At 62.3% G+C, this 17943-nt stretch carries 14 protein-coding genes and 3 pseudogenes; 7 read left to right on the top strand and 10 right to left on the bottom strand.

The window, feature by feature from the left end; translation table 11 throughout:
* Positions 1 to 65 precede the first annotated feature (65 nt).
* Complete coding sequence (locus ACO06R_RS19570) at positions 66 to 479, bottom strand: tellurite resistance TerB family protein (RefSeq protein ID WP_421854185.1); 414 nt, start codon at positions 477 to 479, stop codon at positions 66 to 68.
* 148 nt (positions 480 to 627) lie between these two features.
* On the opposite strand from ACO06R_RS19570, the gene ACO06R_RS19565 reads away from it, so the two are divergent.
* Positions 628 to 2295 carry a lysine--tRNA ligase gene (locus ACO06R_RS19565; protein WP_421854182.1) on the top strand — a complete coding sequence of 556 codons (1668 nt, stop codon included), beginning with the start codon at positions 628 to 630 and terminating at the stop codon, positions 2293 to 2295.
* A gap of 4 nt (positions 2296 to 2299) precedes the next feature.
* Here ACO06R_RS19565 and ACO06R_RS19560 read toward each other — a convergent pair.
* The 3 genes and pseudogenes from ACO06R_RS19560 to ACO06R_RS19550 all read right to left on the bottom strand — a co-directional run.
* Positions 2300 to 2680 (bottom strand): annotated as a pseudogene (locus tag ACO06R_RS19560) (S24 family peptidase); the annotation flags it as partial.
* A gap of 69 nt (positions 2681 to 2749) precedes the next feature.
* Positions 2750 to 2971, bottom strand: a pseudogene (locus ACO06R_RS19555) (helix-turn-helix domain-containing protein); the annotation flags it as partial.
* 71 nt (positions 2972 to 3042) lie between these two features.
* Positions 3043 to 3666: a 2-hydroxychromene-2-carboxylate isomerase gene (locus tag ACO06R_RS19550; protein WP_421854179.1), complete on the bottom strand. Its 624-nt coding sequence runs from the start codon at positions 3664 to 3666 to the stop codon at positions 3043 to 3045.
* 158 nt (positions 3667 to 3824) lie between these two features.
* Between ACO06R_RS19550 and ACO06R_RS19545 the strand changes: the two genes are divergently transcribed.
* Together ACO06R_RS19545 and ACO06R_RS19540 are read left to right on the top strand one after the other, a co-directional pair.
* Positions 3825 to 4397, top strand: coding sequence for a hypothetical protein (locus ACO06R_RS19545; RefSeq protein WP_421854176.1), 573 nt, complete (start codon positions 3825 to 3827; stop codon positions 4395 to 4397).
* Between the two features lie 236 nt (positions 4398 to 4633).
* Positions 4634 to 6118 (top strand): hypothetical protein, encoded by a 1485-nt coding sequence (locus ACO06R_RS19540; RefSeq protein ID WP_421854173.1) that lies wholly within the window; start codon positions 4634 to 4636, stop codon positions 6116 to 6118.
* Positions 6119 to 6251: 133 nt separating this feature from the next.
* On the opposite strand, the gene ACO06R_RS19535 is transcribed toward ACO06R_RS19540, so the two are convergent.
* Both ACO06R_RS19535 and ACO06R_RS19530 read right to left on the bottom strand, forming a co-directional pair.
* Entirely contained in the window at positions 6252 to 6593 is a 342-nt protein-coding gene (locus tag ACO06R_RS19535; protein ID WP_421854170.1) for an SRPBCC family protein, read from the bottom strand.
* Positions 6568 to 6933: an ArsR/SmtB family transcription factor gene (locus tag ACO06R_RS19530; RefSeq protein ID WP_421854167.1), complete on the bottom strand. Its 366-nt coding sequence runs from the start codon at positions 6931 to 6933 to the stop codon at positions 6568 to 6570. Before ACO06R_RS19530 ends, ACO06R_RS19535 begins: the two co-directional genes overlap by 26 nt.
* Before the next feature lie 390 nt (positions 6934 to 7323).
* Between ACO06R_RS19530 and ACO06R_RS19525 the strand changes: the two genes are divergently transcribed.
* Positions 7324 to 8709: a DEAD/DEAH box helicase gene (locus ACO06R_RS19525; RefSeq protein ID WP_421854164.1), complete on the top strand. Its 1386-nt coding sequence runs from the start codon at positions 7324 to 7326 to the stop codon at positions 8707 to 8709.
* 911 nt (positions 8710 to 9620) lie between these two features.
* Here ACO06R_RS19525 and ACO06R_RS19520 read toward each other — a convergent pair.
* Positions 9621 to 9803: a GIY-YIG nuclease family protein gene (locus tag ACO06R_RS19520; RefSeq protein ID WP_421854160.1), complete on the bottom strand. Its 183-nt coding sequence runs from the start codon at positions 9801 to 9803 to the stop codon at positions 9621 to 9623.
* Between the two features lie 203 nt (positions 9804 to 10006).
* Between ACO06R_RS19520 and ACO06R_RS19515 the strand changes: the two are divergent.
* From ACO06R_RS19515 to ACO06R_RS19505, 3 genes and pseudogenes are all read left to right on the top strand, one after another.
* A pseudogene (locus ACO06R_RS19515) lies at positions 10007 to 10132 on the top strand (DinB family protein); the annotation flags it as partial.
* Positions 10133 to 10346: 214 nt separating this feature from the next.
* Positions 10347 to 12116, top strand: a complete 1770-nt coding sequence (locus ACO06R_RS19510) for a DEAD/DEAH box helicase (RefSeq protein WP_421859525.1) — start codon at positions 10347 to 10349, stop codon at positions 12114 to 12116.
* Between the two features lie 445 nt (positions 12117 to 12561).
* The gene (locus ACO06R_RS19505; protein ID WP_421854157.1) at positions 12562 to 13626 is read left to right on the top strand and encodes a hypothetical protein; all 1065 of its coding nucleotides are present in this window, start codon (positions 12562 to 12564) and stop codon (positions 13624 to 13626) included.
* A gap of 182 nt (positions 13627 to 13808) precedes the next feature.
* Here the strand turns inward: ACO06R_RS19505 and ACO06R_RS19500 are convergent, their stop codons facing one another.
* The 3 genes from ACO06R_RS19500 to ACO06R_RS19490 are packed head-to-tail and all read right to left on the bottom strand — an operon-like array spanning position 13809 to position 17942.
* Entirely contained in the window at positions 13809 to 16025 is a 2217-nt protein-coding gene (locus tag ACO06R_RS19500; protein WP_421854154.1) for a 3-hydroxyacyl-CoA dehydrogenase NAD-binding domain-containing protein, read from the bottom strand.
* Positions 16026 to 16042: 17 nt separating this feature from the next.
* Positions 16043 to 17251 carry an acetyl-CoA C-acetyltransferase gene (locus ACO06R_RS19495; protein ID WP_421854151.1) on the bottom strand — a complete coding sequence of 403 codons (1209 nt, stop codon included), beginning with the start codon at positions 17249 to 17251 and terminating at the stop codon, positions 16043 to 16045.
* 37 nt (positions 17252 to 17288) lie between these two features.
* Entirely contained in the window at positions 17289 to 17942 is a 654-nt protein-coding gene (locus ACO06R_RS19490; RefSeq protein WP_421854148.1) for a glutathione S-transferase family protein, read from the bottom strand.
* Between the last annotated feature and the right edge of the window lies 1 nt (position 17943).

Raw genomic sequence — 17943 nt, 5'->3', positions numbered from 1 at the left:
TGACGATCCCTCCAATCCACGTGTGCAGGCGTCGCGGCAAGTCACGATTTCGTCAGCGCGCGAGCCTATTGGGCAAGCCGGAAACGGGCCCTTGCGGAACGTTCGATCGCCGCAACCACAAGTTTGTCGAGATCGAATTCGTCGCGCAGCAACTGCAGGAATTGCAATTCCTCCTGCTCGACATGCAGGTCGGCCGCTGCAATTTCGGTCGCCACCGCATAGGCAGTGTCATGCAGCCGCTCCGGCAGAACGTCCTGGACGATTTCCAGGATCCGGTCGAGGCCGGACGGGTCGTTCAGGATCGCTGTGCAGTCGTTTGCGGTCTCGACAAGCTGGTCGCGGCTGTAGCCTGCGAAGACTGGGAGAGTGTCGACGACGTTGCCGATGCGCGACAGTTCGCGCTCGGACAGGCTGGAGTCGGCGGCGGCCATCGTGACCATGATATAGACTAGGGCTTCCTGCTGCGAAATCGTGTTCATGAGGGTCCTCGAGGTAACTGCGGCGAAGGTAGTGACGGCCCGCCCCGCACGCAAGCGTCCACCGGACGCACTGCGATGCAATTTGCTTCCATCTTGGGGCGAAACGCCCTAAGAAGCCGCCTTTCAGGAACAAGCAGGACCGACACCGATGAGCGCTGCAGCGCAATTGTACGACCTTGAATTGACGCCCGAACTGCGGGAGGCGGCCGCCAAGTCGAAAGCCTGGCCGTTCGAGGAGGCGCGCAAGATCGTCAAGCGCTACGAGAAGACCGGCTATCCGGAAATGGTACTCTTCGAGACCGGTTACGGACCGTCCGGCCTGCCGCATATCGGCACCTTCGGCGAAGTCGCCCGCACCACGATGGTCCGTCATGCCTTTCACGTACTGACCGAGGGCGCGGTGGCGACCAACCTGCTGTGTTTTTCCGACGACATGGACGGAATGCGCAAGATCCCGGACAACGTACCGGACCGGGCTTTCCTGGAGCCACATCTGCACAAGCCTCTCACGGTGGTGCCGAACCCCTTCGGCGGCGACTATGAGAGCTTCGGGCATCACAACAACGCGATGCTGCGCCGCTTCCTCGACACCTTCGGTTTCGAGTACGAGTTCGCCAGCGCCACCGACTACTACCGGACCGGCCGCTTTGACGAGGCGCTGTTGCGCGCCGTCGAACGCTATGACGACATCATGGCGGTGATGCTGCCGACGCTCGGCGAAGAACGCCGCGCGACCTATAGCCCCTTCCTGCCCATCTCGCCGACAACCGGCCGCGTGCTCTACGTACCGATGAAGCATGTCGATGCGAAAGAGGGCACGGTCACCTTCGACGACGAGGACGGCAGTGAGGTGACGCTTCCGGTCACTGGCGGCCACGTCAAGATGCAGTGGAAGCCGGATTTCGGCATGCGCTGGGCTGCGCTCGGCGTCGATTTCGAGATGTTCGGCAAGGATCACGGGCCAAACGCGCCGGTTTACGACCGCATTTGCAAGGTGCTGGGCGGACGAGCGCCGGAACACTACATCTATGAATTGTTCCTCGATCAGAACGGCGAGAAGATATCCAAGTCGAAGGGCAACGGCCTGACGATTGACGAATGGCTGACCTACGCGCCAACCGAAAGCCTGGCGCTTTACATGTTTCAGAAGCCACGTACCGCCAAGCGGCTCTATTTTGACGTCATTCCAAAGGCGGTGGACGAGTATTTCGCATTCTCGAGCGCCTATGACCGGCAGGACTGGCAGGGCCGGTTGAACAATCCGGTCTGGCACATTCATTCCGGCACGCCTCCGAAGATGGATATGCCGGTTCCGTTTGCCATGCTCCTGAACCTCGTGAGCGCCTCCAATGCGCACGACAAGGGTGTACTGTGGGGCTTCATTTCGCGCTACGCGCCGGGCGTGACGCCGCAAAGTCACCCGAAGCTCGACGAACTCGTCGGCTACGCCATCCGCTACTTCGAGGACTTTGTGAAACCCGGCAAGTCGTTCCGCGCGCCAGACGAGACCGAGCGCGAAGCGCTGGAGAAGCTGGTCGTCGCCTTCGAGGCGCTGCCGCGCGATGCCGATGGCGCCGCGATCCAGGATGCCGCGCTCGATGTCGGTCGCGGCTTCGACCGGTATCAGGACCCGAAGAAGACCGGTCCGGACGGCGGACCGGCAGTGTCGGGCGATTGGTTCCAGATGCTCTACCAGGTACTGCTGGGACAGGATCGCGGGCCGCGCTTCGGGTCTTTCGTGGCGCTTTACGGCCTCGATGAGACGGCGGCGCTGATCCGCCAGGCGCTCAAAGGCGAACTTGTCGCGTCGGCCTAGATCATCACTGGCTGGCCCAGATGATCCGGGCCATCCACTCGATATCGGCGGATGCGAATGTGCGGTCCGGGTGTTCCGGGTTGACCGATTGCAACTCGACCGAAACGGACGTCTGGCGCAGCAATGTCTTGGCCATGACCTCGCCGTCGCCGGTCTTGACCACTACGCGATCGCCATTGCGGATCCGTGCGGTCGGCGAAAGGATGATGATGTCGCCCTCCCGGTAGAGCGGTTCCATGCTGTTTCCGGTGATCTCCAGCGCGTAGCACCCTTCGTCGAGGCCGGTGCCCGGAAAGGGGATGGTTTCCCATCCCTGTCCCGCCGGAAATCCGGCATCGTCGAAATACCCGCCTGCTCCGGCCTGTGCGAGGCCGAGCAGCGGAACGTCGCGGACAGTCGCGGGCCAACCGCCGGCCGGAATTGCTGTCGGCTGCGTATCGTTTGCCGCAGCATCGAGCAGCCTGATGAACTCGTCGAAGGACGCGCCGGTGGCATCCATGATCTTGGCGAGCGATTCCGTCGATGGCCAGCGCGGCCGTCCGTCGGCCGAAAAGCGCTTCGACTTGTTGAAAGTCGTCGAATCGAGCCCGGCCCGTTTTGCCAGGCCGGAGGCGGAGAGATCGTGACGGGCCGCAAGCGCATCGATTGCGGTCCATACGCGCTTGTGGGAGAGCATCGTGCTTCCTGGGCGTTGCGGCTCAGGAATAAATACCTGCAAACAGCTTTGCCCGCAATAGCACCTGGCGCTTATTGCGAAACGATGATCGGTGCTCGACCGCTTGTCAGGGCGTGCTCGAGATACTCGACCCGGTCCTGCCCCCAGAAAACCTCGCCGTTCAGCACATAGGCCGGCACGCCAACGGCGTCGGCGGCGATTGCCTCTGACGTGTTGTTCGCCCGCGTCTCTTTCGCGGCATCGCTCTTCGCAAAGTCCAGCGCGGCTGCTGCATCGTGGCCCGCTGCGGTCAGGAGTTCGCCCAGCAATGCCTCGTCGGCGATGTTGCGATCCTCGGCCCAACAGGCCTTGAACAGCGATCCCATATATTCGCCGGCATCGCCGCCCTGGGCGGTCACAGCCACGATGGACAGATCGGCGAGCGTGGCGTCGACCGGCCAGTGCGCCGGCTTGATGTTGATCGGCAGGCCGCGATAGTCGGCGACCCGCTCCAGCTCTGCCAGGCGGTAACGCTGGCGCACCGCAGGTCGTTTTGGAGGCGGAACCGCGCCCGACACCTCCCAGACACCAAACAGGTCGACAGGCTTGTAGACCAGCTTTGCGCCATGCCGCGCAGCAACCGCACATATCGCGTCGTGGCCGAGATAGGTGAACGGCGAGGCGGAATAGAAATAGTAGTCGATCTGTTGTGTCATGGTGTGTTCCTTGTCGTCTCGCGCTGCACCAGCGACATAAACATGTCTGTCGTCAAGGGGGCCGGATGCCGGCTCGCGAAGGTGTGATCCCGTGCGCTCGGCAAGTCTCCGCGAAACATAGTTGACCGCACGCGAGGCGATTGACATAAGCCTCGCCCATGGCGGGGTATAAACAGAAAGTAACGGATGTTGATCTGACGCTCGAACTTTCGGGCGCGGAAGGCCACGACCTCAACTATGTGAGCCGCATCCGCACCCAATACCTGTTCGCCCAGCATCAGGCCTTGCTGACGCAGATCCAGTTTGCTGACGCCAAGGCCGGGGCGCTGATGACCGTGCTTGGGCTGATCGTGCTGCGCGGACCGATCTCGTTCGGCGCCAACGGCATACCGATTGCACTGCACTACTCCTTTCTGGCGCTGAGCGCGATCAGTGTGTTCTTCTGCTTCTGGACGGTCTTTCCCCGCTATCCGGGAAAGGCCATTCGCGAAACCATGGTCGATCACGAGCGCTGGTCCTGGCTGGCCCTGTCGACCGACAAGATGCCGCCGGCCGAATACGGACGTTACATGCAGACGGCAGAGGTGTCGCAGATGGTCCACTCCGTTGCGCAGAGCAACGCGGCCGTGTCGAACATATTGTTGAAGAAATACGCCGCCTTGAGGATGGGGTTTTTGGCCGCATTCGGTGTGTTGCTGATCCTCGGCGTGTACGCTTACGGAAACTACTAGGTCGCCGCGACCCGAAACCGGGATGTATTTTCCGATGCTCGTTAAACAGCGCTGTGGGCGATGATCCACGTGCAGAAAATCATGAACTTTTCGTGAAATACGGGTTGCGTCCGGCCAATTGCCCGGAATTGGAGCAACTTCGATTCGACTCAACGCAAAATTGCACCTAAAACTTTCCGTTGGGTTGGGTTCGGAGAGCGCGCGGCGCGCGCGGCTCCGATGTTTCGGAGTTAGTCATGAGTATTTTTGTGCGTCGTGGTGGTCGGGACGATGAGTCCGATCGCGAGTCCGTGGAGCCGGCAGAACAGGGCACTCCCACAGAACCGCAGCGCACCGACCCCGTCGAGGCACAGGATGCGCACGATCCGGTTGTAGCCGGCGACGGCAACATCCACGAAATACGCCCCGGCGTCTCTGCCGCCGGGGCCGACCAGAGCAAGTTCGACGAGTTCGAGAAATATGTCGGTGAACTCGACGCGAATTTCGCGACCCTGGGCGATATAGAAGAGAACCTTTCCAAGATGAAGCTGCGGGCGCAGTGGATGAAGGAATATGCCCAGAAGTGGCGACTGGAAACCGTGCGCCACGAGGAAGTGATCGTTCAACGTGACCGTTATCTTGATGAGGCAACGCGCTCCGCCGACCGCATCAAGGAACTGGAGAAAGACAAGAGCGACCTGGCCCTCAAGATGGACACGGTGCTCGAACTCAACGACTCGCTGAAGGCCGATCTTAACACCGCCCACCGGTCGTTGGAGAGCCTGCGCGCCGACGTCGATACGCTCGGCAAGGAACGCGATCGGCTCTATGTCGAGAATGCGGACCGGGCATCGAGACTCGGTGAGATGGAGGCCGACGCTGCGCACTTCAATCGCGAGGTATCGCGCCTCAAGGAGGCGAAGAACGATCTGGCCAAGGAACTGGTGCAGGCCAAGAACGCGGCCTCGGAGGCCGAGTTCAAGCTGACCGGGCTGCACGAGCAGCTGGAAGATGCCGGTAAGATGCAGCAGAAGCTGATGACCGCCCAGGAAAAGAACGCCGAGGAGCGGCGTCTGCTGAAGCGCGAGGCGGCCGCGCTTGAGACCAAGCTGGCCAATTACGAGATCAAGATGGATCGCCTGCAGAGCGAGAACGAGGCGGTCATCGCGCGGCTGGCTTCCGAGAAGTTTGCCATGCAGATGGAGACCGACTCGCAGCGCGCCGAGATCCGGTCGCTTTCCAAGATGCGCCAGGACAGCGAGAAGACCGTGCTGTCGCTGCAGAAGGAAATCGCCCAGGCGCGGCTCGAACGCGACGAGGCGGTGACCAGCTACAAGGACATCGTGTCGACGCTGGAGACCGGCCGCAGGGATTTGACCAACGCCAACCATTCGCTTTCGGAGCTCAACCTCAAATACTCCGTCGACCTGATCGCGCTCGACCAGTTGCGTGAGGAAAACAAGGACCTCGTCAACCGCATCGAGATCCTGCAGTCGGAAAACAAGCGCTTGGCCGAATACGAAGTGCGCTACCGGGCGAGCGAATTGCGCAGCACCAAGCTGAAGGAAGAGCTGGCCCGCCAGACTGCGACCGGCGCTGCTGCCCGTCCGGTTGCCGACACGGCCGCAGCAGCCAGGGGCGCCGACAAGACCGTGACCGACGGCAAGGACCGCGACAGCGAACTGCCTTCGGTCTCGACCGCCGACGACGAAACGGATTTCTCCAACGTCACCAAGCACTAGACCGTAGCGCGGGAACCCGACCGCGTCGCCCGCAAGCCGGGCGGCACGCAATCGGTCAGAGAACCTTGGCCAACTCGTCGAGGATCTCCGTCCAGCCGTTGGTGTGGTTGTCGCGCATCTGCTCGTCGGCAAATTACACATGCGTCAGCTCGACATCGGTGCCGCCGCCGGCCGGCTTGAAGGTCAGCGTGACCGTGCTGCCGTCGACCGAATAGGGCGATTCCCAGGTGAACACGATGCGCTCATGCGGCTTGACCTCCAGATAGGTGCCGGCATGCGGGATCTCCTGGTCGCTGGCGGCCATGACGATCTCGAAGCGGCCGCCCTCGCGCCCGTCGCTCGAGGCCCGCGGCACCGACATGTCCGGCCCCGGCGTCATGAATTTGGCCAGTGTCTCGGCATTCAGCCATGCGTTGAATACGGCCTCGACCGGGGCCGCAATCGTCTTGCTAATCGTCAGTGACAGGTCGCTCATCGCCATTTTCTCCGTCGTTCAGGACTTCACCAAGGCGATCCAGCCGCAGTTCCCAGATCGACCTCAACTCCTGGAACCAGACATCGACCGCCTGCACCGGCTCGAGCCGCGCCTCGATCAGATGGACGCGTCCGAGCGTGCGCCGGTCGACCAGACCGGCGGCCTCCAAGACCTTGATGTGCTTGGAGATCGCGTTCAGCGACATGTCGTAGCGCCCCGCCAGTTCGGTGACCCGCATCGGCCCTTCCTGCACCAGAAGCGTCAGGATGGACCGCCGGGTAACGTCGCTGACGGCCTTGAGGATCTCGGAGAGATCGTGTTTCTGCGAATGTTCACCCATTTGGTTGAATATAGCGTTCCCAATTAATTGTCAACCTAAAGGTTGAATATTTGATTCGCGCGGACCGGACAAGCGTCGCTTGACATTGCGGTGCACAAAGCCGATATGCAGCGCAACGAAGCGATCCGGCTGCCGCGTGAGCAGCCCGCACCCTCAGAGGCATGCGATGCCCCCGGTGCACGGCGCTTTGATGTTCGGACCGACAACCTGTCCGGCTTTCCCACGAGTTCCCAATTCACGCGGGGTGCTGACGATCCGCCGATCCGCATGGACAATCCGGTCCCGGAGAGCGGTGTATCGCAACCGCAACACGCGCCTACCGGCATGAGGCCGGGCAGGGCGCTTATTCCCATGCGCGCGGCATAAGCCGCGCCACGAAAGGTATTTACTTTGACCGACTTCAAAGCCCTCGGGCTTTCCGAACGCATTCTCCATTCCGTCGAGGCCAATGGCTACACGGCGCCGACGCCGATCCAGCAGGCGGCGATCCCCGCCGTGCTGGAAGGCCATGACATCATGGGTCTCGCCCAGACCGGCACCGGCAAGACCGCCGCTTTCGGCCTGCCGCTGATCGAAAAGCTGCTGGCCGACCCGCAGCGGCCCTATCCGAAAAGCGCCCGCGCGCTGATCCTAGCGCCGACGCGCGAACTGGCCAACCAGATCACCACCAACCTGAAGGGCTTCGTCAAGCGGTCCAGGCTGCGCATCGCGACCGTCGTCGGCGGCCAGTCGATCAACGTGCAGATCCGCGATCTCGGCCCCGGCAAGGATATCCTGGTTGCCACACCCGGTCGGCTTATCGACCTGATGGAGCGCAAGGCGATCATCATGGCACAAACCCGCTTCCTCGTTCTCGACGAAGCCGACCAGATGCTTGATCTCGGCTTCATCCATTCGCTGAAAAAGATCGCCAAGGCCCTGCCGAGTGAGCGCCAGACGCTGCTGTTTTCGGCGACCATGCCCAAGGCGATCGAGAGCCTGGCAGCGACCTATCTGAACGACCCGGTGCGCGTTGAGGTGAACCCACCCGGCCGCGCTGCCGACAAGATCGACCAGTCGGTGCATTTCGTTCCGCAGCGCGGCAAGGCCGACCTCCTGAAAAAGCATCTCGCTGAACGCGACGAAGACCTGTCGCTGGTCTTCGCCCGCACCAAGCACGGCGCGGAAAAGCTCAAGAAGCACCTTGTCGCCGGCGGTTTCTCCGCCGCCTCGATCCACGGCAACAAGAGCCAGGGCCAGCGCGATGCGGCGATCCGCGAATTCCGCGCCGGTAGTGTGCGCATCCTCGTCGCCACCGACGTGGCCGCGCGCGGCATCGACATTCCGGGCGTCAGCCATGTCTACAATTACGACCTGCCGCAGGTGCCCGAAAGCTATGTGCACCGCATCGGCCGCACCGCGCGCGCCGGAGCTGAGGGTCGCGCCATCACCTTCTGCTCGGAAGACGAGGCCAAGATGCTGCGCGACATCGAGAAGCTGACCGGCATCAAGATCACGGTCGCCGGCGGCGAGCATCCCGGTTTCGGCGGCGCTGCCCGCAAGGACAATCGCGGTTCGGACAATCGCGGAGGGCGTGGCACTGGCGGCGGACGCGGCAATGGCCGCCCGCGCGGCGAACGGCGCGATGCCGCAACACCAGACAACGAAAACCGCAAGCCGAAACACCGCGGCAAGCGCCCGGAAGGCGAGGCTGCGACCCGCAACGAGGAAGCCGGCGCGGCCCGGCCGGCGAAAAAGCCGCGTTGGCGGCGCAACCGCAAGCGCCGCGCGGCGTAGTGGCATGGAAGGCGTATCTCCCCCTCGTCGGGGGGAGATAAGGCGCGCTTTATCACCGCCGGGTGCGTCCTCGCCCCTGCGGGACAATAGTGCCGCATTGGGATGTCGGCGATTGGCACTCGGAACTTGGTACACCGTCATCCTCGGGCTTGACCAACGGCAAGCGAAGCGCCGTCGGCGCAAGGGATCCATTCCGTTCCGGCCAAGCTCGACGCTCAGAGATGCAGAACGGTACTCGTTCTTCGATATCCGGCGTTTCGCAACCACTCTGGAATGGATCCTAGGGACAAGCCCTAGGATGACGACCTGCTTTTTTCATAGCGGCTAATCTCCACCATCCAGGCGCACGTCATCAGCACCGCGCCCCGTTTCCTGAGACCAGCGTTGTCAAAGAACTGGAAGACGGGCGGTCAAAGCATCGCAACGTCTAAAAGGTATAGCGATCCTCGGACCGCCCGCTCGGTGGTCTTGCAGCTTCGGTCGGCGGCCCGGATCGTAATGTCCGGGAAAACAAGACTGCGCGCGCCGCTTCATGCCGCCCCGGCGTGGGGGTTCATCACCCAGGTGAGTCACCGTGTGATCGACCACCCGCCCTGCGCTTTCGCTTCGGGCGTTCGTCGCTCCAATCGACAGATCGCTGCCGATCGACCAACCAGCGGTCGCGCACTCCTCACCCCACCGGGCACCGTCCCTCTTCCGGGTGGTCGGTTCTAGACCCGGCTTCCAAAAGAAGGCGAGGGAGATTGTAAGGGAGGTTTTGGGGCGGTGCATAAGTTTTTCCGAAAACGCCGGAATTCCGGGATTTTCGGAAGAATATATCGAGCGGGACGGCGGCGATTAGCCCGCGTCAGATAGTGAAGGTCGTCATCCTCGGGCTTGACCCGAGGACCCATTCCGTGATCGCGCTGACCTCACCATCCGATCCCGGAATAGAGCTCGTACCAGACCAGCTGGACCGCGCCGTAGCGGGCGGTGAAACTCTTGGTGTTGATGCGCTGCTTGTGATCGTAGACGCGCTGCGACAAGTCGGCGGTCACGCCGATATAGATCGTGCCGCCCTTCTTGTTGGCGAGCATGTAGACATAGCCGCCCATCGCTCCAGCCTCACGGAATGGATCCTAGGGTCAAGCCCTAGGATGACGACCTTCTTTACACGATGCGGCAACTCGCAGAGATTGCGCACCGTGCTTTAAATGATCACGCCTGACTTCGCCGCGACCATGGCGCGCTACAACCGTTGGCAGAACCGCTCGATCGTCGCGGCGGCGAGGCGGTGGAAACGAATTTCGGGTTCAATGTCGTCCACATGGTCAACCACCAGACGCATCACCGGGGGCAGGTGCACGCCATGCTGACGGCCGCCGGCGCCACACCGCAACCGACTGACCTGCAGATGCTGCCGGTGCTGGGCGAGGCGGGATGAAGGGGGTGGATTGGACTTTACACCTGAACCGCCCGTAGAACGTCTCGCCGCTTGCGGCCGCCAGCCGGGGGCGGTTGGCGGCCCCGCCTCCGGGCGGCGTGATCCCGCCAAACAATCGCTGCCCAAAGCGCGCATGACGTGATACTCGGCGTCTTTCAAAGAAAGCGACCATGACGTGAGTGCCACCCCCGACAACATATCCCCCTTCGCCGCCATGCATCCGGCGCTTGCCTCCGCGCTGACGGCGAAAGGCTACAGCCGGCTCACGCCGGTTCAGCTGGCGATGACGAACGAAGATCACGGCGAAGCCGATCTGCTGGTCTCGGCGCAGACTGGCTCGGGCAAAACCGTTGCCTTCGGCATCGCCATCGCCTCGACGCTGCTTGCAAGCGGCGAGCGTTTCGACACGGCCGCCGCGCCGCTGGGCCTGATCATCGCCCCGACGCGCGAACTCGCCATCCAGGTCCGGCGGGAACTCGATTGGCTCTACGCGGCGGCGCAGGTCAGGATCGCGACCTGCGTGGGCGGCATGGACATACGCAGCGAACGCCGCGCGCTCGAACGCGGCGCCCATCTCGTCATCGGCACGCCCGGACGCCTGCGCGATCACATCACGCGCGGGGCGCTGGATCTCGGCGCCATTCGCGCGGTGGTGCTCGACGAAGCCGACGAGATGCTGGCTCTCGGTTTTCGCGACGACCTGGAATTCATCCTCGGCGCGGCGCCTGAAGACCGCCGGACGCTGCTGTTTTCGGCGACCGTGCCGCGCGGCATCGCCGAACTGGCCAGGACGGTGCAGAAGGACGCGGTGCGTGTCGAAACACTGGTGTCGACCGAGCAGCATGCCGACATCGAATACCAGCTGATGCTGGTGCGACGCGACGAGCGCGAACACGCGATCATCAACACGCTGCTGGATTCCGATTCGACCAGCGCCCTGGTGTTCTGCCACACGCGCGAAGCGGTTCGCCACCTGACGGCGCGGCTCGCCAATCGCGGTTTCTCGGTTGTTTCGCTTTCGGGCGAGATGGCGCAATCGGAGCGGTCGAATGCGCTGCAATCCATGCGCGACGGACGCGCGCATGTCTGCGTCGCGACCGATGTCGCGGCGCGCGGCATCGATCTTCCGAACCTCGACCTCGTGGTTCACGCCGACGTGCCGAGCAACCCGGAGACCCTGTTGCACCGGTCCGGCCGGACCGGCCGCGCCGGCCGCAAGGGCGTCTGCGTGCTGATCGTTCCGGAACACAGGCGCGGTGCGGCCCGGCGCGTGCTCTCGCTGGCGAAGCTGACGGCGACCATGCGTGCTGCGCCCGGCATTGGCGAGATCGAGGCGCGCTACCGCCGGCGGATACTCGACGCCGCCGCCTCGGCGGCTGAACCTGACGGGCCGGAGGCGGAATTCGTCGCCGAATTGCTGGACCGGGCGGGGCCGCAGCGCATCGCCGCCGCCTTCCTTCGCCAGCAACTGGCCGCCCATCCCGTTCCCGAGGAACTCCTGCCGCTTCCCGCCGAAGCCTTGCAGGACAAGCGGCCGGCGCGTGACCGCCGGTCGAGGGAGAAACATGCGCCGGTGCGCGAGCCGCGCCTCGACATGCAGGGCGGCGTCTGGTTCACCATCTCGCTCGGGCGCAAGCAGCGCGCCGATCCGAAGTTCCTCCTGCCGATGATCTGCAATGCCGGCGGCGTGACGAAACGCAATGTCGGCGCGATCAGGATCGACGACACCGAAACCCGTTTCGAGATTTCCGCCGACAAGGCCGCCGGCTTTGCCGAGCAGATCGGGCAGCCCGGCAGCCTTGAGAAAGGCATCATGATCGCGCCGGCCGGCGCGCCGCGCGGCAAGCCGAGGCAGGAAAAGCCAAGGGACGAGAAGCCGAAATTCGGGAAAGGCGGCAAGACGGGCGGCAAGTACCGGGGCGGAGCGGGCGACAAGGGCAGGGCGCCGAAACACAAGGGCAAGAAGCCGAAGCGTCAGGGGTGATCGGGCGGCGAGGCTGGACCTCCCTTCAACCACAAGGGGAGAAGGTGGATGCGGGCCTTTCGTGAAGGACCGCAGACGGATGAGGGTGCCTCCAGTGAGCTAAGTTATCCAACGTCTACGCACCTTCACGCGGAAGATGCCAACCGTGCCGACCGATGACACGTCCACTACGTGCCCTTCGCTGCCGTTAGATACGCCAAGCAGACGCCAGCTACGCGCGTGTTTCCTTAAGGGCACCTTACGGCGGCGTTTGTGGTGTTGATTTTAAACTGGAGGTCGCCCTCCAGACCTGTCGATGGCCGGCCACGTTTTCTTGAGTCGCGCACTCTTTATTGTTGCGACGTTCCCAGTGTGCTTTCTATTCTAGAGTCGTTGTGTCAAGGTGTGCCAAACGGATATCTCGGAAGCCTGCGGACCGCGCTTCCGGTCAATCGGGGGGGGGCAGATGTTTCGCGCTATCGCCGCTATCGTTATTGCAATTTTTTCTCAAAGCGTTTTCGCACAGGAATGCAATGTTGCCGAATTTCAGACAATATCAGCAAGCAAACTTAGTGATATACAGCAATATTACTTTTATGACTCGCTAACCGAAAAAAAATATAATGAAATAAAGCGAGATGCATCGGCGAGCGGGCAGTATAAGTTAATATCTGCCAGCGGGAGTTATAGTGAGTTTAGGGCCTCTCTGAGTGAAATTGCGCAAGAGAATGAAATAAGTACATATCGAAATTACCAGAAATTCATAGAGGAAACCTCACTTTCAGCTAGTGGTCTAGCAGCATACAAGGCATGTTTGACTACTAAGGGGGGCGTTTCTATATTCGCATCGTCGCTTGGTGGCGCGCACTCCGAAGTGCAAATTGTCTATAGACCCGTACCGGGTCAGTTTCTGGGGGTGCCGAAAATTGTCGATACGCAGAACGTCAGTAATGAGCAAGCGATCAGGTCAATACTGGGCGACACGGCGTGGGAAAATGAAGCAAAGGACTTAACTATTTTAGTTAGTACTGTGGACGCAACGCGGCCGGCGTACTTGAACATCAAATTCGGAGCTTCAATTTCCAAGCCAGTCTACCTCAGAGACCATAAAGATATATCTATTGATTTTCCAACTCCCCATCTTGTTTTTGAGGTCAATGCGTCCACTCTGAAACAACCTTTCGGCGATACCGAGTACTGCCACTTTGAGAAGCACTATCCGCTTACTTCTCTTCCGACTAAGGAAGATGTGTTTCGTTTTCAAAGCGTCACTGGTGCGACTCGTGGAGCCTTTGTTTTAGAAATTCAATCGGCTGATGAGTTTTTCGCGCATATGTGGTATAGCGATGACCCTGGAGCCAATCGCAGAAGCTCGAATAAGGTATCTCCGCCGGAAAGCGTTGCGGCGGTCACGAATGCCGGGCGCTATCATAAAATGGATGTCATCTATCGAGGACAATCGCTCGGCGCGCCGGTGAAATACCTTGGTGAGAGCCAGGGCATGGGCCGCTGCCACCCGAACCAATGGTAGATCAATAGGCTCGCAAGGGACTACGCGGATCGTTTAATGAATCGAGAAACGCCGACGGCACGGTATCGAGGCTGGAAGTAACACTGGACAGAATAGTGGAAGGCTGACCTCAAGACGGGTCGAAAAAGAAAAACCCCGAAGCTCGCGCTCCGGGGTCTTCAAGTCAGTCACATAACTGAGGCCTATGCCGCTTCGTCCAGTGCCGCATACGGGTCGAACCGCGTGTAGAAGGTCTCGCCGTTTTCGGCCATCTCCTTCAACAGCTTCGGCGCCTTGTATTGCTGGCCGTATTTCTTGCGCAGCCGGTCGGCGAGCGCCACGAATTCGGCCACGCCCATGCCGTCGATATAGGACAGCGTGCCGCCGGTATAGGGCGCGAAGCCAAAGGCGAGGATCGAGCCGACATCGGCCTCGCGCGGATCGGTGACGATGCCTTCCTCCATGACGCGCGCCGCCTCCAGCGCGATCACGGCGAGGAAGCGCTGCTTCAGTTCCTCGAAGTCGATGCTATCGGCGTCCTGCTGCGGATAGAGCGTGGCCAATTCCGGCCACAGATGCTTCTTGGCGGGTTTCGCCGGATAGTCGTAGAAGCCCTTGCCGTTCTTGCGGCCGAGCCGGCCATGGGTGTCGACCATGGTGTTGACCAGCTCCATGTGGCGCGGGTCGACGGCCTTCTCGCCGAGATCGCGGATCGTCTGCTTCATGATCTTCTGGCCGAGATCGATGGCCGTCTCGTCATTGAGCGCCAGCGGCCCGACCGGCATGCCGGCCAGCTTGGCGGCGTTCTCGATCATCGCCGGCGGCACGCCCTCGGCGAGCATGTTGTAGGCCTCGTTCATGTAGCGCAGCACGCAGCGGTTGACGTAGAAGCCGCGCGTGTCGTTGACGACGATCGGCGTCTTCTTGATGGCGCGCACATAGTCGATGGCCACAGCCAGCGCCTTGTCGCCGGTGCGTTTGCCCATGATGATCTCGACCAGCATCATCCGGTCGACCGGCGAGAAGAAATGGATGCCGATGAAGTTCTTCGGCCGCCTGGAGTTCTTGGCCAGCGCGGTGATCGGAATCGTCGAGGTGTTCGACGCGAACACCGCCGACGGCTTCAAGACTGCTTCGGCCTGTTCGGTCGCGCCCTTCTTGACCTCCGAATCCTCGAACACGGCTTCGACGATCAGGTCGCAACCGTCCATGTCGGCATAGTCGGCGGTCGGCGTGATCAGCGACAGGAGTTTTTCCTTGTCGTCCGCCGTGGCGCGACCCTTCTGCATCGCCCGCGTGATCAGGCCGTCGGAATGGGCCTTGCCTTTCTCGGCGGCTTCGATGTCGCGGTCGAGCAGCACCACCGGGATGCCGGCCTTGGCCGTGACATAGGCGATGCCGGCACCCATGAAGCCGGCGCCGAGCACGCCGATCTTCTTGAACTTGGTCGGCTTGATGCCGGCGGGGCGGCGCGCGCCCTTGTTCAGTTCCTGCAGCGAGACGAAGAGCGAGCGGATCATCGAGCCGGCTTCGGTCGTCTGCAGCACCTGGGTGAAGTAGCGCTGCTCGATCTTCAGGCCAACGTCGAATGGCACCAGCAGCCCTTCATAGACGCATTTCACGATCGCGGCGGCACCCGGATAGTTCATGTGGGTCTCGCGGCGCAGGATCGCCGAAGCGGCGGGCCAGAGCTGGCCGCCGGCGCCCGAATAGACATTGCCGCCGGGCAGGCGGAAGCCCTTCTCGTCCCACGGCTGGACCGGCTTCAGCCCGTCGAGGATCATCTTCTTGGCGGCGGCGACGAGCTTTTTCGGCGGCACCACCTCGTGGATCAGCCCCATCGCCTTGGCGCGCGACGGCGACAGGTTGGAGCCCTGCGTCATCATCTGCAGCGCGTCCTGCTGGTTGGTCAGGCGCGGCACGCGCTGGGTGCCGCCGGCACCGGGGAAGATGCCGATCTTGACCTCGGGCAGGGCCATCTTGACGGCTGGCGAGTCGGCGGCGACGCGGCCATGGCAGGCCAGCGACACCTCAAACGCGCCGCCCATGCAGGTGCCGTTGATCGCCGACACCCACGGCTTGCCGCAGGTCTCCAGCTTGCGGAACAGCTGGCCCATGCGGCCGGCGCCCTCAAACAGCATCTCGACGGCCTTTTGCGGGTCCTTCGCCTTCTCGCGCTGCACCAGTTCGAACATGCGCTTCAGCATGGTGATGTCGGCGCCGCCGGAGAATGAATCCTTCTTGCCCGATGTCAGCACGGCGCCCTTGATGGCGTCGTCGGCGACCACCTGGTCGACGATGGCGTCAAGCTCGTCCATTACCTCTTCGGTGAAGACGTTCATCGACTTGTCCGGCATGTCCCAGGTAACGAGCGCGATGCCGTCGCTGTCGGTTTCGACTGTGAAGTTTGTGTAGGTCATGATCGTCTCTTCGTCTCTCAAACGCGCTCGATGATGGTTGCCGTGCCCATGCCGGCGCCGATGCACAAGGTCACCAGCGCGGTGTTGAGATCGCGGCGCTCCAGTTCGTCCAGAACGGTGCCGAAAATCATCGCCCCGGTCGCACCCAGCGGATGGCCCATGGCGATCGCGCCGCCGGCGACATTGATCTTCGAATGGTCGATCTCGAACGCTTGCATGTAGCGCAGCACGACGGCAGCGAACGCTTCGTTCAATTCGAACAGGTCGATGTCGGAGATCTTCATTTTCGCGCGCTTCAGAAGTTTCTCGGTGACGTCGACCGGCCCGGTCAGCATCAGTGTCGGGTCGGAACCGATATTGGCGAAGGCCTTGATCCTGGCGCGTGGCTCAAGCCCCAGCGCCTTGCCGCCTCTTTTCGAGCCGAGCAACACGCCGGCCGCGCCGTCGACAATGCCCGACGAGTTGCCGGCGTGGTGGACATAGTCGATCGTCTCGACCTCCGGATGGCCGGCGATGCCGACGGCCTCGAAGCCGCCCATCTGGCCGGGCATGACGAAGGACGGGTTGAGGCTCGCCAGCGACTGCATGTCGGTGCCCGGACGCATGTGCTCGTCACGGTCGAGGATGGTCAGGCCGTTCTGGTCGTTGACCGCAATGACGGACTTCTTGAAGTTGCCGGCCTCCCAGCTTTCCGCCGAGCGCTTCTGGCTTTCCACGGCATAGGCGTCGACGTCGTCGCGGCTAAAACCGTATTTGGTGGCGATCAGGTCGGCCGACACGCCCTGCGGCATGAAATAGGCCGGCAGGTTGACCGACGGGTCGAAGGCCCACGAGCCACCCGATGCGCCCATGCCGACGCGCGACATGGATTCCACGCCACCGGCGATGACGATGTCGTCGGCGCCCTGGGCGATCTTGGCGGCGCCGAAATTGATGGCGTCGAGGCCCGAGGCGCAAAACCGGTTGATCTGCATGCCGGGCGCCTGGGTGTCGTAGCCGGCCTCGAAGATCGACGAGCGGGCGATGCAGCCGCCGGCCTCGTAGACCGGATCGACGCAGCCGAAGATCACGTCATCGACCTTCTTCGTGTCCAGCCCGTTGCGCTCGCGCAGCGCCTCCAGCACCTTGGCGCCGAGGCGTGGCGTCGGCACCTCGTGCAGGCTTCCGTCCTTCTTGCCGCGTCCGCGCGGCGTGCGCACTGCGTCGTAAACAAACGCGTCAGCCATGGGTGGGGTCTCCTTTTTCGGTTCGGTTGCCGGCCGCTCAGGCCGTGGCTTTCTCGGGTTCCTGGCCGGACGGCATCAGCGCTTCCGACCGCTTGTAGCCGGGCAGGGCCTCGATGCGGGCGAGCCAGGCGGCGACGTTGGGCAATTCGTCGTAGGTGATGCCGATCTGGTCGGGCCAGAACAGGTAGCCGCAGAGCGCGAAATCGGCGATGGTGGCGCGGTCCGTGGCGATCCAATCGCGCCCGTCGAGCGCCGCGTTGAGCACCTTCAAAGCACTCGTCAGCCGTCCGTGCAGGAACTGCACGTCATCCGTCTCGCCCTTCTTCATAAAGAAGCGCAGGAAGCGCAGCGGTCCGGCATAGCCCGACATCTTCTGGCTGTCGAACAGGAGCCAGCGCATCACTTCGTATTCCTCGGCCTCGGTCTCAGGCGCGAACGTGCCGAGCTTGCGCGACAGATAGGTGAGGATCGCGCCCGACTGGGTGACGGTGAAATTGCCGTCGTCGCGGTGATGCGTCAACACGGGCACTTCGCCCATCACGCTCAGCGTGCGGAATTCCGGCTGCCGCGTCTCGCCGGTGAAGAAGGCGACGCGCCGGGCTTCCCAGTCGGCGCCGCTGAGCTGCAGCATCAGCGCCGCCTTGTAGGCATTGCCTGACTCGTGAAAGCAGTGAAGCGTGTACTCCGCCATC

Source organism: Oricola sp. (assembly GCF_965230365.1).
Classification (GTDB): Bacteria; Pseudomonadota; Alphaproteobacteria; order Rhizobiales; family Rhizobiaceae; genus Oricola.
This window is presented reverse-complemented; position numbering and strand designations above follow the sequence as displayed.

What these genes read in the sequence shown, in the direction of transcription:
- ACO06R_RS19510 (WP_421859525.1), top strand. Translation starts at nt 10,347, where the DNA reads ATGCATCCGGCGCTTGCCTCCGCGCTGACGGCGAAAGGCTACAGCCGG.
- ACO06R_RS19520 (WP_421854160.1), bottom strand. Translation starts at nt 9,803, where the DNA reads ATGGGCGGCTATGTCTACATGCTCGCCAACAAGAAGGGCGGCACGATC.
- ACO06R_RS19495 (WP_421854151.1), bottom strand. Translation starts at nt 17,251, where the DNA reads ATGGCTGACGCGTTTGTTTACGACGCAGTGCGCACGCCGCGCGGACGC.
- ACO06R_RS19530 (WP_421854167.1), bottom strand. Translation starts at nt 6,933, where the DNA reads ATGGGTGAACATTCGCAGAAACACGATCTCTCCGAGATCCTCAAGGCC.
- ACO06R_RS19550 (WP_421854179.1), bottom strand. Translation starts at nt 3,666, where the DNA reads ATGACACAACAGATCGACTACTATTTCTATTCCGCCTCGCCGTTCACC.
- ACO06R_RS19505 (WP_421854157.1), top strand. Translation starts at nt 12,562, where the DNA reads ATGTTTCGCGCTATCGCCGCTATCGTTATTGCAATTTTTTCTCAAAGC.
- ACO06R_RS19545 (WP_421854176.1), top strand. Translation starts at nt 3,825, where the DNA reads ATGGCGGGGTATAAACAGAAAGTAACGGATGTTGATCTGACGCTCGAA.
- ACO06R_RS19570 (WP_421854185.1), bottom strand. Translation starts at nt 479, where the DNA reads ATGAACACGATTTCGCAGCAGGAAGCCCTAGTCTATATCATGGTCACG.
- ACO06R_RS19490 (WP_421854148.1), bottom strand. Translation starts at nt 17,942, where the DNA reads ATGGCGGAGTACACGCTTCACTGCTTTCACGAGTCAGGCAATGCCTAC.
- ACO06R_RS19540 (WP_421854173.1), top strand. Translation starts at nt 4,634, where the DNA reads ATGAGTATTTTTGTGCGTCGTGGTGGTCGGGACGATGAGTCCGATCGC.
- ACO06R_RS19500 (WP_421854154.1), bottom strand. Translation starts at nt 16,025, where the DNA reads ATGACCTACACAAACTTCACAGTCGAAACCGACAGCGACGGCATCGCG.
- ACO06R_RS19535 (WP_421854170.1), bottom strand. Translation starts at nt 6,593, where the DNA reads ATGAGCGACCTGTCACTGACGATTAGCAAGACGATTGCGGCCCCGGTC.
- ACO06R_RS19565 (WP_421854182.1), top strand. Translation starts at nt 628, where the DNA reads ATGAGCGCTGCAGCGCAATTGTACGACCTTGAATTGACGCCCGAACTG.